This window comes from Corallococcus interemptor, from assembly GCF_003668875.1.
Classification (GTDB): Bacteria; Myxococcota; Myxococcia; order Myxococcales; family Myxococcaceae; genus Corallococcus; species Corallococcus interemptor.
This window is the reverse complement of sequence record NZ_RAWM01000189.1, coordinates 1-13,818: the sequence shown is the minus strand read 5'-3', so window position 1 is coordinate 13,818 and position 13,818 is coordinate 1. Positions and strand designations below refer to the sequence as shown.

The window sequence follows — 13,818 nt, the reverse complement described above, 5'->3', positions numbered from 1 at the left end:
GGTCCTTCCTCCGCCGCCCTCTCCCCGCCGCTGGAACCACCTGGGGGCGTTCGCCCTGACCCTGGCCGCCCTGGGCGTCTGGACGGCGCGCGTCACCCGCGAGCCCTCCTCGCCCTGGCCCGCGCCGGCGCCCACCCGCGCCCTGGAAGCCCGGTTGACCTCGGGGCCCCTGGATGCGCACCGCCCCTACGTGCCCATGCGCGGCGGGACGCGCGCGGCGGCCCCGCTGCCGCTGCAGGAACTGGCCGGGATGGAGGACCGTCAGGACTGGCGGGGCATCGCCTCCGCGTACCTGCTGTCGGGCGACGCCCGGCAGGCCCTGAGCTACCTGGGCAACGCGCCGGCTTCCCCGGACGTGGACTCCGACCGCGCGGTGGCGCTGGCGCTGGCCCACGCGGGCGCGTCCGAACAGGCGTCGCTCGACGAGGCCCTGGCCGTGCTGGAGGACGTGCTCCGCGAGCAGCCCGACCATCCCCAGGCCCTGTGGAACCTGGCGCTCGTGCTGCGCAACCTGGACCTGCCCCTGCTGGCGGCGGATGCCTTCGACGCCGTGGCGAAGCGGGGCGAGCCCGGCTGGAGCGCGGAGGCTCGGGACAAGGCGGTCGCGCTTCGCGAGAAGACCCTGGCCCGGGGCCGCGAATGGAAGCAGGCCTTCGCGGCCACGCAGGACCTGATGGCGGACGCCAACGCGCCGCTGCCCCTGGAGGAGGCCGCGAAGCTTCCGGGCATCGTCCGGCTGGCGTTCTATGACGCGGTCCGCGCGGCGCCCTCGAAGGACGCGGCGCTGCGGCTGTTGCCTCTGGCGGAGGCGCTGGACCGGGCCTACGGCGGCACGGTGCTGCACGCGACCGTCCTTCGGGTGGCGGCCCGGGACTTCCAGAAACGCGGCCCCCTGGCCCGGGACTACGCGCGGTTCGTGCGAGGCAGGACCCCGTTCCCTCCGGCGTTCCTGGAGAGGCTGCGCCACTCCGGTGAGGAGGACCTGTACGTGGGGGCGCTCGGCTACGAGCTTCAAGCGGGGCGGCCCGTGGACGTGACGGCGTTCGCTCGCGCCGCGGAGGGCCTGGGTGACCCGTGGTTCCACCTCATCGCCGAACGCGAGCGCGCCAACCAGGAGGTGGGCGACGGCCAGTGGTGGAAGGCGGAGGCGCGCGTGCTGGAGGCGCTGCGCACCTGCGAGGCACAGCGGCTGGACTACCGCTGCGCGGACCTGCACGGGTGGCTCACGGACATGTACCTGGTAGAGCTGCACCGCCCCGCCGAAGCCTCCGAGCACGCGCTGCGCGGCTGGCGGCTGGCGAAGTCACAGGGGGAATGGCAGCAGGAGCGGCTGTTCCTCCAGGAGCTGGCGCAGGTGGCGCGCTTCCACCACGTCGCCCCCACCGCGAGGGCGTACCTGCGCGAGTCGCTGGCGCGCACGCCGGAGGAGCTCGCGCAGCGCGGCTACGTACACCGCAACCTGGCGACGCTGGCGTGGATGGACTTCCGCGTGGACGAGGCCCGTCAGCACCTGGAGCAGTCCATGGAGTCCGGTGCGCCGCTGGGGCTCAATGGCGCGGGCGTGCTCGCGGACCTGGCCCGCTTCGGCCCCATGCCCGGCGCCGCGGACGCGCTGGCCCGCGCCCTCTCCGGACTGCGACAGGGCGAGCCTCGCCCCGGTGAGCGCGCGTTGCTGGACGCGCTCCAGGGTGAGTTCGAATTGGAGCGAGACCCCGCCGCCGGACGCGCCCTGCTGCACAGCGCCCTCACGCAGGCGGAGCACGGACCCGATGACGTGTCCGCCCGCCGCGCGCGGGCCCGCGCCTCCGCCGCGCTCATCTCCGACGCCGGACGCTCGGGCGCGTACCTGGAGGCGCTCACCCTCGCGGGCCGCCAGCTCCAGGTGACCGAGGTGCCGGAGCGCTGCGTGCTCGCGGTGTCGGTGCAGCACGAGCGCACGCTCACGGTGGCGCGAGGTCCCTCCGGCGCGGTGCTCGGGGACTTCAACTCGACGCGCACGGCGCCCCTTGGACAGGACGCCTCCGGGCTGGTGCCTCCCGCGCTGCAGGACGCGCTGCGTGGGTGCGAGCAGGTGCGGGTGCTGGCCCCGCCTCCCGTGACGGGCCTTCCCCGGCTGCTGCCTCCGGACATCGCCTGGAGCTACCAGGTGGGCCATGCGAAGGCGGGCCCTCTTCCTCCGGTGGACGGCGGCACGCACCTGGTCGTGTCCAACGTGGACACGCCCGCGGCCCTGGGCCTCGCGCGCCTGCCGCCCATGGCGCCTCCTCCAGGAGACGACGCCCGGCGCGTGATGCTGGAGGGCACGCGCGCCACGCCGTCGCGCGTGCTGGAGGCGATGTCCACCGCCACGGAGGTGGAGATCCACACGCATGGCGTGTTCAGCCCGGAGCAGTCGGACGCGTCGCTCCTCATGCTGGCGCCGGAGCAGGATGGCCGGTACGCGCTCACCGCCCGGCAGGTGCGCGAGAAGGGGCTCCCCCAGGCGCCCCTCGTCTTCCTGGCCGCCTGCGGCGCCGCGCGCACCGCGCCGTTCCCGCATGAATCGTTCAGCCTGCCGGTGGCCTTCCTCGACGCCGGGGCGCGCGCGGTGCTGGCCGCCACGGTGGACATCCCGGACTCCGCGGGCGGCTTCTTCAACGCCGTGCGCGAGCGCATCCACTCGGGCGCCGCTCCCGGCGTGGCCCTGCGCGACGAGCGGCAGGCGTGGCTCCAGGCCTCCCCCGCCGACCGCTGGGTGCACGACGTGCTCCTCTTCGAATGAAGACCTGTCAGGTCATAAAAAAGAACCAGACCTGGAACGTTTTCAAGAGGAAGCCGCACGCGGGGGTTGGAGACACGGACCCCGCGGCGGCTGCGTCAGGAGGACACGGTCATGTCGAGATGCCGGATCAGCCCCATCCTGGTACCCATCCCCACGAAGCCCCAGCAGGACCTCCCGGACAAGCCGCCCCCGGGACCCGCTGGGCTGGATACGAAGACCGCCGTGTCGCCGCCGAAGCCCCGCCACGAGACCCACGACGACGACGACCCACCGACCCTGCCTTCGTCGTGGCTGGATGGTTTCGATCGCTGACGCCGCAAGGCATGGCGCGGGCCTATGCTCCCGCGCCATGCCGTCGTCACCACCGTATGTCGTGAGGGCCGTGCAGTCCCGGGACGAGCTGGAACAGGTGCTGACGCTTCAGCGCCGCAACCTCCCGTCCGCGCTGTCACCGGAGGAGCAGCAGGCCCAGGGCTTCGTCACCGTCCAGCATGACCTGGCCACGCTGGAACGGATGCACGCGCTCGCGCCCAGCATCATCGCCGTGCAGGGTCCCGAGGTCGTGGCGTACGCGCTGGTGATGCCCCGCGAGTGCCGCGCGCTGGTCCCCGTCCTGGACCCGATGTTCGCGCTCCTCGAAGGGCTGGAGCACCGGGGCCGGCCGCTGAAGGACCAGCGCTTCTACGTGATGGGGCAGGTGTGCGTGGACAAGGCCCACCGGGGGAAGGGCCTCTTCGACGCGCTCTACCACCAGCACCGCGAGCAGCTTCGCTCGCGCTTCGACTGCGTGGTGACGGAGGTCTCGGTGCGCAACACCCGCTCCCTGCGCGCGCACGCGCGGGTCGGGTTCGAGACCGTCCACACCTACCGCGACGCCACCGACACCTGGGCCGTGGTGCTCTGGGACTGGGGCGCGGGCACGTCACGCTGAAGCGCCGGCGTGGGGCGGTTCGCCATCCGCTTGTGGTGCATGCCGGACAGCTTCAGCGCCAGCTCCGGACCGGTGACACCCTTGGGGATGTAGCCGTCCGCGCCGGACGCGCGCACCAGCTCGCGCAGCCGCGACTCGTCCATGGACGAGTACAGGATGAACAGCGTGTCGGGGCCCGCGAACTGGCGCACCACGCCCAGGATGCGGTCGCCGCTCAGCGCCGGGATGTTCACGTCCAGGAGCACGATGTCCGGCTGCTCGGTCCGCAGCAGGTTGGCCACGCCCAGCGCCGCGCGCGTGGTGACGACATCGAAGCCGTAGCGGCTGATGGAGCGCTCCACCAGCTCCAGCACGAGTGGGTCATCATCCACCACAAGCGCCTTCAACTTGCCTTCCGCCATCGCGTCTCCGCCTTTCAAGACCTCGGGGGAAAGGTCTGAAGTGCCTTACGTCCAGGTAGGCTGTGCAATATACGCCATACCTGTATTCATGCACAATGCCCCCAAGCCTGAAGACCCGGGAGACCTGTACATTGAGTACGGATTACCGGTCTCCGTGTCGCGCGAAGGTAGGGAAAGAGGGTTCTACGCCGCAGGGGCGGCGGCGACCCCGGACTGATACTCCCGGTGAAATACGGGAGGCTTCACGCGGGCGGGAGGCCGGGCGTCGAAGCGGCCTTCGGCGCGGGCGCGGCAGTTGTCGCAGCGGGCGCAGTCGTCCTCCAGCGGCTCCTCGAAGTAGGTGCCCAGCACCTTCCAGCGGCACGCGGTGGTGCTCCCGTAGCGCATCATCGCGTCCAGGCGTTCGCGGTCTCCCTGGTGGCGCTCCTCGTACGCGTGCAGGTACGCGTCCAGCTCCTCGGGCTTCTCGAAGGCGCGCAGCTGCTTCACGCCTCGCGCGCCCTTCTCCAGCACGCCCGCGGCCACCAGCTGCGCCACCAGCACGCGGGTGCGCTTGTCGCCCAGGCCGCTCGCTTCCGACAGCCGCTTGAGGGCCACGCTCCTGCCTTGCGCGCACAGCGTGCTCGCGGACTGGTAGAGGCGCTGGCTCTCGTCGCGGCGCGGGTACTTGCCTCCCAGGAAGAAGCCCTGGATGCGGCGGTCCTCCAGCCGGTACAGCAGCGCCGCCTTCGCGGGCTGTCCGTCGCGGCCCGCGCGGCCCGCCTCCTGGTAGTAGCTCTCCAGCGAGTCGGGGAAGTGGTAGTGCACCACGAGCCGCAGGTCCGGCTTGTCGATGCCCAGGCCGAAGGCCTTCGTCGCCACCACGATGGGCGTGGTGCCGTCCATGAAGCCGCGCTGGTTCTCCTCGCGCTCGGCGGCCTTGAGCTTGCCGTGGTAGCGGCCGGCCTCCAGCCCTTCCGCGCGCAGCCAGCGCCAGAGCTCATCCGCCTTGCGCACGGTGGCCGTGTAGACGATGGCGCTGCCGTCGTTGGCGCGCAGCAGCTCCAGCAGCTTCTGGCGCTTGAGCTCCGGGTTCACCGTGCGGTGGACCTCCAGCGTGAGGTTGTCGCGCTGGATGCCGGTGCACACCACCGCCGGGTCCTCCATGCCCAGCTGCGCGCGGATGTCCTCGCGCACGCGCGGCGTGGCCGTGGCCGTGAGCGCGAGCACCCGGGGACGTCCGAGCGCCCGGATGGCGCCCCCCAGCGCGAGGTACGCGGGCCGGAAGTCGTGGCCCCACTGCGAGACGCAGTGCGCTTCGTCCACCACGAAGAGGCTCACGTTCGCGCGCTTGAGCAGCGCCAGCCGCTCCGGGTTCTCCAGCTGCTCGGGGGTGACGTAGATGAACTCGTGCTCGCCCCGGCGGATCTCCTTCTGGAGCGCCCTCAGCTCGCCGGCCTTCAGCGTGGAGTCCAGCTTCGCCGCGTCCAGGTCGTAGCGCTCCGTGAGGTGTTCGCGCTGGTCGTGCATCAGCGCCAGCAGCGGGCTCACCACCACGGTGGCGCCGGGCACGAAGAGGGCCGGCAGCTGGAAGGTGAGGCTCTTGCCCGCGCCGGTGGGCAGCACGCCCAGCACGTCGCGCCCCGCGAGCACCGCCTCCATGATTTCGCGCTGTCCGGGCCGGAAGTCCTCCACGCCAAAGCGCTCGCGCGCCTCCTGCTCGAGCTGGGGCCAGAGGGAGGAGGGGTCCTGCGTCTCGGTGGGCATGACCTGAAGGTAGGGATGGCCCCCGTCTGGCTCCTCCCTGTCACGCGCGGTGCGCCTGGCTGCCTGCCGGGCGGGAGGGAGTGTCTTTCCGGGTGTTTCGCTCGCGGGTGCGCACAGGAAAGCCGTGCGCGGGCGGGCGTGGCGAGGCAGCTTTGGGAGATGGCTTCGGGAACTTCCGCCGACAATGACTTCGACCTGCTGGTGGCCGTCCTGCCGCCGCACCTCCAGGAGGCGGTGCGCAAGCTGCCCCAGGCGGAGCTGCTGGAAGTGGTGATGGACCTGGGCCGCCCTCCGGAGGCCCGCCTGGTGCACGGCGTGGCGCGCCTGTCGGAAGCGCCCGTGGAGCAGGACGCGCTCCAGGCGGTGCTCTCCCGCGTGGGTGAGGTGGGCGGCGACAACCGCGCGGGCATCGAGCGCACGCTCCACCGCGTCTCCGCCATCCGCAACCGGCAGGGCCGCGTGGTGGGGCTGACGCTGCGCGTGGGGCGCGCCATCCAGGGCACCATCGACATGCTGCGCGACCTGGTGGAGTCCGGGCGCAACCTGCTCTTGCTCGGGCGGCCGGGCGTGGGCAAGACGACGAAGCTGCGCGAGGTGGCGCGCGTGCTCGCGGACGCGCTGGGCAAACGCGTGATGGTGGTGGACACGTCCAACGAGATTGGCGGCGACGGGGACATCCCGCACCCGGGCATCGGCGGCGCGCGGCGCATGCAGGTGAGCCGGCCGGACCGTCAGCATGACGTGATGATCGAGGCGGTGGAGAACCACATGCCCGAGGCCATCGTGGTGGACGAGATTGGCACCGCCGCGGAGGCCGCCGCCGCGCGCACCATCGCGGAGCGCGGCGTGCAGCTGGTGGCGACGGCGCACGGCAACACGCTGGAGAACCTGGTGTTGAACCCCACGCTGTCCGACCTGGTGGGCGGCGTGCAGACCGTCACGCTGAGCGACGACGAGGCCCGGCGCCGGGGCACGCAGAAGACCGTCACGGAGCGCAAGGGCACGCCCACGTTCGACATCGTGGTGGAGATGGTGAGCCGCGACGAGGTGCGCGTGCACCGCGACACGGGCGGCGCGGTGGACCGGCTGCTCACGGGCGCGGAGGTGGGCGGAGAGAAGCGGCGGCAGCAGGACGGCGCCGTGCACGTGGAGGCCGCGCCGGAGGTGGTGGAGGCCACGCCCCCGGGCGGACGCGTGCCCAAGGGGACGCCCGCGCTGGGCGCGCCCCGGCCCGGGCCCACGCGCATCGCCGCGCACGCGGTGAGCCGCGAACTGCTGGAGCGCGTGCTGCGCGACCTGCCGGTGGAGGCCGTGGTGGTGGGCCGTCCCGAGAACGCGGAGCTGGTGCTCACGCTGCGAAGCCGCGCGAACTCGCCCCGCCTGCGCCGCGCTGCTGAACGGGTGGGGGCGCGGGTGCTGGCCATCAAGCGCAACAGCTCCACGGAGATCCGCCGCGCGCTGCGCACGGAGTTCCACCTGCTGGAGGGCGTGGATCCGGCGGACGTGCACGCCGCGGTCGCGGACGCGGAGGAGGCCATCCAGCGCGTGCTCTCGGAGGGCATCAGCCTGCCGCTGGCGCCGCGCCCGCCGCGCCTGCGGAAGGTGCAGCACACCCTGGTCGTGAAGAACCACCTGGAGGCCGTGAGCGTGGGCAGCGAGCCCCTGCGCCACCTGGTCATCTATCCGCTGGGCACCGTCCTCACGGAGGCGTCCGACTCCGCGCCGGAGGACGTGGACGGGCCGGAGCCGGACGACGAGGTGGAGGAAGACGACGCGCCGGACGTGGACGAAGGCGAAGGTCTGGAAGCCTCGGCCCCGGACGAAGGCGCTTCGTAGGCCCTTGGACTGGAGGCGCCCCTCCGGGGGCGACCCGCGAAAACCTGTCCGACTGTCGGACAGGTTTTGACGCGTGACGGCCCGGACAGGGCTGCCCTTGAGTGCGCAGCGGGCTGCACACGGGGCCCGGGGTCAGGGAAGCCCCTTTCCCTGGAGATTCGCGGGGTTGAGGGGGGCATGACGGTTGCTCTTGGGCCGGGGTACGGTCCCTCGCGATGGCGCGGGGGGAGCCGCACCGTCTTTCCGGAGCCCTTCATGCGCCGCATCGCCTGCCTTGCCGCCTTCGCCGCCCTTTCCACCACCGCCTGTGGGGACAACCTGCCCACGAAGGAGGAGATTGACGACGCGACGGCGCGCGTGGAGCGGCTGGCGGCCTCCACGCACCAGGTGCGGGGCGCGTTCGAGATGCTGGGCCTGATGCCCGTGTACACGTGCGGCGAGCCCCGGCGCACGTTCCTCAACCACGCCGTGGAGGGGCTGAGCGCGTCGGTGACCTGCGCGACCGCCCGCGTGCAGGCCGTGGATGACGTCACCGACTCCGTCGTCGTGTCCTTCCCGTCCGGCGGCTGTGACGTGCACGGCCTGCGCTTCACCGGACGCGCGGTGCTGGAGTACCGCGGCGGTGAGGACCTGATGGAGATGAAGGCGGACCTGCGCGAATTGGCCGTGGATGGCCAGTCGCTCCAGGCCAAGGTCGGCTATGGCACGTGTGCCGACGAGACGCGCCTGTTCGCCGAGGTCGAAGGCCGGGTGCCGAACCGTGAGGACCACACCTTCCACATCAACAGCACCGTGGGGAAGCGCGACGGGCTGCCCATCATCGGCGGCACGTCGCTGGTGTTCGACGGTCCGGGCGAGCTGACGGGGCCGTCCGGCACCGACCGCATCACGGTCACCTCGCTCGAATATGAGGTGGGCAACTACCTGCCCAAGGAGGGCACGGCCGTCGTGGAGACCGCGAACGGGCACCGGCTGAGCCTCGCGTTCCACCCGGTGCTGTGGCGCGTGGGCCGGGTGGAGGTCACCGTGGACGACAAGGAGCCGGTGACCGTGCCCGTCGTGCGCTGAAGGCCTACTCCTGGAAGGACCGCGTGAGCCGGGCGATGGCGCCCGGCAGGCCCCTCACGCGCAGGCGGCTGCCCGTCTCGTCGTAGGCCTGGGACACCACGGTGGTGTGCTCGTACACCTCGCCGATGCGGGCCTGCCGCGCGTAGGGAATCACCAGGTCCGCCTCCACCATGGAGGCCTCGAAGAAGGCGATGACCTGCTTGCGCAGCATGGCCACGTCGTCCGGCTGGTGCGCGGAGAGCTGGATGGCTTCGGGGTGCGCGGCGCTCAGCGCTTCCCGGGCCGCCGCGTCCAGCCGGTCCACCTTGTTGAAGATCAGCCTGCCCGGCACCACGTCCGCGCCAATCTCGCGCAGCACCGTGCGGGTGACCTCCAGCTGCGCGGCCCAGGTGGGGTCGGACGCGTCCACCACGTAGAGCAGCAGCGACGCCTCCAGCGCTTCGTCCAGCGTGGAGCGGAAGGACGCCACCAGGTCGTGCGGCAGCTTCTGGATGAAGCCCACCGTGTCGGACACGAGGATGCGCGGCCGGGTCTCCGGCTGCATCGCGCGCACCGTCGTGTCGAGCGTGGCGAAGAGCTGATCCGCCACCAGCACCGCGCTGCCCGTCAGCGCGCGCATCAGCGAGGACTTGCCCGCGTTCGTGTAGCCCACCAGCGCCACGCGCAGCTGGTCGCGACGCGCGTAGCGGCGCTGGTCCTGGTCCTTCTGGATGGCCGCCAGACCCTCGCGCAATTCCGCCAGGCGGTCGCGGATCTTCCGGCGGTCCAGCTCCACCGCGGAGTCACCCGAGCCGCGGCCCTGCTGGCGCTCGCTGCCTCCCGAGGATTCGCGCAGGCGCGGGGCCAGGTAGTTGAGCCGGGCAATCTCCACCTGCATGCGCGCCTCATGGCTCTTCGCGTGCCGGTGGAAGATGTCCACGATGACGCCCGCGCGGTCCAGCACCTGCGCGCCGGTGGCCCGCTCCAGGTTGCGCAGCTGGCCGGGGGACAGCTCGTGGTCCACGACCACCACCGTGGGCTTCGGGCCCGGCTCGATGGCGGTGGCCTCCAGGTCCAGGTCCGTGGCGGCGTCGTCGTCCTCACCGGACGGCTCCTCCGCGTCCACGTCCGTGTCGCCGCTGGCTTCGGTTCCCGCTTCGGGATTCGCGTCCGCTTCGGCCTCCCACTTCTCGCGCGCCTTGGACGCCTTGCCCTGCGCGCCGGACGGAATGACGCCGGTGCCGCCGGTGAGCGCGGCCAGCTCCTTGAGCTTGCCGGAGCCGAGCACCGTGCCGGTGGCCAGCCGCTGCCTGCGCTGGGACAGGGTCGCCACCGCGTCGAAGCCCAGCGTGTGCACCAGCCGCTTCAGCTCCGCGAGGTCCGCGGCATGCGCCTCGTCCGTGACACCGGGAAGCTGCACGCCAACGAGGACCGCGCGCGGACGCTCGGGAAGGGTTTTCGCCATGCAGGGCTCGTAACACGCCCGGCCCGGACGTGCCCCTGCATCGCTCGTTCAAATTTCCGCTTAGTCTTGAATAACCAGTTTAAAAGCAACTCAATCCCAGACATTGAGACAACCCTGTCACCGCGCTCCTGTCGCGGTCTTCCCCTCATCCCCTGGAGTGAAATGAAGAATCGATTTCTCGCACTCGCCGTGATGACGCTGGTGGGTACCCCAGCCTTCGCAGAAGGGCCTCCGAACCCGACGGACCTGCGCCGCGTGACGAAGGCTCGCGAGAGCCTGGTCCCCGCCGTGGAGAAGGCCTTCGGGCCCAAGGCCCGCTTCGTCCAGCTCTTCGGCCAGGGCCGGGAGATGCTGGCGGGCGTCGTCGCGGAGATTCCCGTGGAGCCGCTGGGCACGGATGACCTGCCGCTGCTGGCCATCGTCCGGTACGCGGAGGACACCGGCGCGGTGCGCGTGGTGGCTCCGGAGTTCAAGTACCGCGAGGCGCGCATCGTGGGGCAGGACGTGGCGCTGCTGGACGGCGCGGGCACCTTGCGTCTGCGCGACGCGAACGGCCAGGAGCGGCTGCTCGCCGAGCAGGTGGGCGGCGACCTGTTCCCCACGGCGAAGGGGGACGCGCTGGTGGCCACGCTGAAGACGGGCGTCCCGGGCCCGCATGAGACGGCGGTGGGCATCATCGACCTGAACGGCCGCGTGAAGGTGCTGGCGGACGGCCCGGGCGTGGACGCGACGCCGAGCATCTCCCCCGACGGCAGGACGGTGGTGTTCGTGTCCGGCCGGACGAGCGTGGCGTCGTTCTTCGTCACGACGGTGGAGGGCGCGGAGGCCAAACAGCTCACCAACGTGGGCCTGGAGAACTGGATGTTGTTCGGCGGCCCGCCGAAGGAGTTCGTGCCCCCGCCCGTCTCCAGCCACCACATGGAATGGTTGAGCGAGGACGTGCTCCGCTACAACGCGGGCGGCGGCGCGTTCTGGAAGCTCAACGTGCGCACCGGCCATGCGGAAGCGGACGTGGGAGGTGCGAAGTGATGCGCTCGACCCTTCAGCGGCTCACGGTGGCGTTCGCGCTGCTCATGCTCCCGGCGGTCTCCGCCGCGCAGACGATGTTCCGCTTTCCCGCGTCACAGCTGGCGGATCAATGCGGCAACGGCGGCTGCACGGTGAGCGCGTACAAGGACTACGGCGGCCGGGACTATGCCTGCGGCGGCGTGCGCTACAGCGGGCACACGGGCACGGACTACGCCCTGGTGGGCGGGTTCTCCAAGATGGATTACGGCGTCTGGGCGATGAACGCCGCGCGGGGCTACGTCGAGTCGTCGGTGGATGGGTACTACGACCGGTGCAACTACTGGAACCAGTCCAATCCCTATGCCGCGTGCGGCCTCTACACGGCGAACTACATCATCATGCGGCACCCGGACAACACGCAGACCTGGTACTGGCACTTGAAGGCCTACACGCAGCAGTACGCGCGGGGCACCCAGCTCGCCTGCGGCAACTGGATTGCTCGCGTGGGTTCGTCCGGCGCGTCCACGGGCCCGCACCTGCACTTCGAGTACTGGGTCCCGGGCTACGGCACGGATGACCCCTACGCGGGCTCCTGCGGCACGCCGTACACGCGGTGGACGGCGCAGGGTGCGTACCGGGGGCTGCCCGGCATCACCTGTCAGTAGGCGGCTTCGCGGGGCGGGAGGGCACGGTCAGACGCCCTCCCGTCCTGAACCGGGCGTCGCGCGGACGAAAACCCGTGGGCCGCGGGGCGAAGCCGTTAGCGTGTCCGGGAACCCCACGGGCCCCTGCCCCGTGGCGCCGGAAGGAATTGCCCGTGGTGCTTCGTGGTGATGTCGCCGTGCTCCTGGAGAACGCCCCGCCGAAGCGCCAGGCGCTGGCGGAGGCCGCGTTCGTGTTCTTCGCGGTGCTGGGGCCGTCGTCGGTGGCCCGGCTGGGCCGGGGGGCCGCGGTGGCGGTGGAGCTGGCGCTGCTGGCGTGGGGGTTGATGCTGCTGCGGCCGTGGGAGTCCTCGCGCAAGGGGGCGTGGTGGGGCGTGCTGGGCCTGGTGGTGGCGCTGGGCGGAGCGGGCGCGGGCGCGTGGGTGGCGGCGGACGCGGAGGCGGCGTCGAAGGGCTTCTCGCTGTCCATGGCGCCGCTGGTCGTCCGGGCGCTGGGCATGTGCCTGCTGGTGGCGGTGCTGTTGTGGCGTGACGGCCAGGGGCCCGCGCAGGTGGGGCTTACGCGCGAGGGCTGGGCTCGGGAGCTGCTGCTGGGCGGGGTGGTGCTGGCGGGCACGTACGCGGTGCACCTGGCGGTGTCGGTGCCGCTGGCGGCGGTCGCGGTGGCGCTGAAGCTGGCGGGCGCGGAGCTGGCGGCGCGCAAGGACGTGGCGGCGGCGCTGCTGGACACGGGGCTGGGCGTCCCGGCCTTCGCGGCCATCATGGTGGTGGTGACGGGCTTCGAGGAGTTCGTCTTCCGAGGCTTCCTGGTGCCCCGGCTGAAGGTGGTGCTGGGAGGCTGGGTGCCGGCCATCGGGGTGGCGGCGGTGCTCTTCTCCGTGGGGCACTTCTACGAGGGCACGCTGGCGGTCTTCCAGACGTTCGTGATGGGCGCCTGGTTCGGCTTCGTCCTCTGGTACCGGGGACGGCTGCTGCCGCTCATCGTGGCCCACGCGGCCTTCAACACCATCAGCTTCGCGCTGATGCTGTGGCTGTCGCGCTCCGGCTTCCTGGAGAAGCTGCCGCCCCTCTGAGGCGAGGAGCGGCGCGGGGAGCTGACTACGCCAGCGCTCCGGGCATCAGCTCGGACGCCAGCGCCCTGACGAGACGGCTTGCTACGTCCGCGGAGGGCAGACCGGACAGGCGGACCACTTCGTCCGGCAGGTGGCTGGCGGATGCGTCCTGCTCCAGCTGGCGCCAGGCTTCGCGGCGGGCCGCGTTCACGCGCTCGCGGGCTTCCGGGGACAGCTGCTCCATGGCCCAGGCGTCGATGGCCAGGGACAGCTCCGCGTGCCTCAGTTCGTCCGGGGCGATGGTGCCCAGGGACTCGCGCACCTGTGCGTCCTCCGCGCTTCTTGCCTGCCAGCCCGCCAGCAGTGCGCCGTAGGTCTCCCGCACGCAGCCCTCCACCGCGTTCTCGATGGCGAGCGCTTCCAAGGAACGGGGTTGGAACGGCTGCACCTGGAGCTCCGGCATCGGCGCTCCGTGACGGCGGGCCAGCGACTCCATCGCCTCCGCGTGGCGCACCTCGTCCTTCGCGGAGCGCCTCGCGGCTCGCACCAGGTGCTCCGGGGCTCCATGCCCGGCCAGTTCTTCCGCGAGCCTTTCGAACGCCGGCACGGACGCGGCCTCCAGGTGCGCCATCTTCGCGAAGAGCGCTCCGAGGACCGGCGTCCCCTTCGCCACCGCGCCGTCGCTGCACAGTCCTTCCGGCCGCCGCCCGTCGCAGACGAGCGGTGCCTCGCAGCTCACCGCGTCGGGATAGTAACCGTCCTTGTCTCCTGCAACGCGAAAGGTAACCGTTCACCGGCTGGAGGCTGCTTGAAGGGACTGCCGGGCAGCGGACGGTGGGCGGGACGGCGCTCGACGGCGGGGGCCGCGGAGTGGCACACCGCCACTCGTGGCGGGACTCGACCCCAGGG

General features: G+C 71.9%; 12 protein-coding genes. 8 read left to right on the top strand and 4 right to left on the bottom strand.

Features of this window, described 5'->3' with window-relative positions; genetic code table 11:
* The 3 genes from D7X96_RS36735 to D7X96_RS36725 form a co-directional block, all read left to right on the top strand.
* On the top strand, positions 1-2,761 hold a 2,761-nt coding region (locus D7X96_RS36735), incomplete at its 5' end, for a CHAT domain-containing protein (protein ID WP_121771827.1).
* A gap of 111 nt (positions 2,762-2,872) precedes the next feature.
* Complete coding sequence (locus D7X96_RS36730) at positions 2,873-3,073, top strand: hypothetical protein (RefSeq protein ID WP_147468494.1); 201 nt, start codon at positions 2,873-2,875, stop codon at positions 3,071-3,073.
* 37 nt (positions 3,074-3,110) lie between these two features.
* Entirely contained in the window at positions 3,111-3,692 is a 582-nt protein-coding gene (locus D7X96_RS36725) for a GNAT family N-acetyltransferase (protein WP_121771825.1), read from the top strand.
* Here D7X96_RS36725 and D7X96_RS36720 read toward each other — a convergent pair.
* Positions 3,626-4,063 (bottom strand): response regulator, encoded by a 438-nt coding sequence (locus D7X96_RS36720; RefSeq protein ID WP_306449881.1) that lies wholly within the window; start codon positions 4,061-4,063, stop codon positions 3,626-3,628. The genes D7X96_RS36725 and D7X96_RS36720 overlap by 67 nt on opposite strands.
* A 213-nt stretch (positions 4,064-4,276) precedes the next feature.
* Positions 4,277-5,839, bottom strand: a complete 1,563-nt coding sequence (locus D7X96_RS36715; RefSeq protein WP_121771823.1) for a RecQ family ATP-dependent DNA helicase — start codon at positions 5,837-5,839, stop codon at positions 4,277-4,279.
* A 159-nt stretch (positions 5,840-5,998) separates the two neighbouring features.
* On the opposite strand from D7X96_RS36715, the gene D7X96_RS36710 reads away from it, so the two are divergent.
* Entirely contained in the window at positions 5,999-7,675 is a 1,677-nt protein-coding gene (locus D7X96_RS36710) for an AAA ATPase domain-containing protein (RefSeq protein WP_121771822.1), read from the top strand.
* Between the two features lie 255 nt (positions 7,676-7,930).
* Entirely contained in the window at positions 7,931-8,743 is an 813-nt protein-coding gene (locus D7X96_RS36705) for a hypothetical protein (RefSeq protein ID WP_233610072.1), read from the top strand.
* A gap of 4 nt (positions 8,744-8,747) precedes the next feature.
* Here the strand turns inward: D7X96_RS36705 and hflX are convergent, their stop codons facing one another.
* Positions 8,748-10,187 carry a GTPase HflX gene (gene hflX, locus D7X96_RS36700; RefSeq protein WP_120549182.1) on the bottom strand — a complete coding sequence of 480 codons (1,440 nt, stop codon included), beginning with the start codon at positions 10,185-10,187 and terminating at the stop codon, positions 8,748-8,750.
* Between the two features lie 162 nt (positions 10,188-10,349).
* On the opposite strand from hflX, the gene D7X96_RS36695 reads away from it, so the two are divergent.
* The 3 genes from D7X96_RS36695 to D7X96_RS41625 all read left to right on the top strand — a co-directional run bounded on the left by D7X96_RS36695 (position 10,350) and on the right by D7X96_RS41625 (position 12,930).
* On the top strand, positions 10,350-11,216 hold the full coding sequence (locus D7X96_RS36695; protein WP_120549183.1) for a TolB family protein: 867 nt from the start codon (positions 10,350-10,352) through the stop codon (positions 11,214-11,216).
* Complete coding sequence (locus tag D7X96_RS36690; RefSeq protein WP_121771821.1) at positions 11,216-11,860, top strand: M23 family metallopeptidase; 645 nt, start codon at positions 11,216-11,218, stop codon at positions 11,858-11,860. The genes D7X96_RS36695 and D7X96_RS36690 overlap by 1 nt, the downstream gene beginning before the upstream one ends.
* A gap of 152 nt (positions 11,861-12,012) precedes the next feature.
* Positions 12,013-12,930: a CPBP family intramembrane glutamic endopeptidase gene (locus tag D7X96_RS41625; protein ID WP_233610073.1), complete on the top strand. Its 918-nt coding sequence runs from the start codon at positions 12,013-12,015 to the stop codon at positions 12,928-12,930.
* 25 nt (positions 12,931-12,955) lie between these two features.
* Here the strand turns inward: D7X96_RS41625 and D7X96_RS36680 are convergent, their stop codons facing one another.
* Positions 12,956-13,648 (bottom strand): hypothetical protein, encoded by a 693-nt coding sequence (locus tag D7X96_RS36680; protein WP_147468493.1) that lies wholly within the window; start codon positions 13,646-13,648, stop codon positions 12,956-12,958.
* Positions 13,649-13,818: the final 170 nt, after the last annotated feature.

Excerpts from the sequence above, each read along its gene's own strand:
- D7X96_RS36705 (WP_233610072.1), top strand. The coding sequence starts at position 7,931 with ATGCGCCGCATCGCCTGCCTTGCCGCCTTCGCCGCCCTTTCCACCACC.
- D7X96_RS36730 (WP_147468494.1), top strand. The coding sequence starts at position 2,873 with ATGTCGAGATGCCGGATCAGCCCCATCCTGGTACCCATCCCCACGAAG.
- D7X96_RS36695 (WP_120549183.1), top strand. The coding sequence starts at position 10,350 with ATGAAGAATCGATTTCTCGCACTCGCCGTGATGACGCTGGTGGGTACC.
- D7X96_RS36710 (WP_121771822.1), top strand. The coding sequence starts at position 5,999 with ATGGCTTCGGGAACTTCCGCCGACAATGACTTCGACCTGCTGGTGGCC.
- hflX (WP_120549182.1), bottom strand. The coding sequence starts at position 10,187 with ATGGCGAAAACCCTTCCCGAGCGTCCGCGCGCGGTCCTCGTTGGCGTG.
- D7X96_RS36690 (WP_121771821.1), top strand. The coding sequence starts at position 11,216 with ATGCGCTCGACCCTTCAGCGGCTCACGGTGGCGTTCGCGCTGCTCATG.
- D7X96_RS36715 (WP_121771823.1), bottom strand. The coding sequence starts at position 5,839 with ATGCCCACCGAGACGCAGGACCCCTCCTCCCTCTGGCCCCAGCTCGAG.
- D7X96_RS36725 (WP_121771825.1), top strand. The coding sequence starts at position 3,111 with ATGCCGTCGTCACCACCGTATGTCGTGAGGGCCGTGCAGTCCCGGGAC.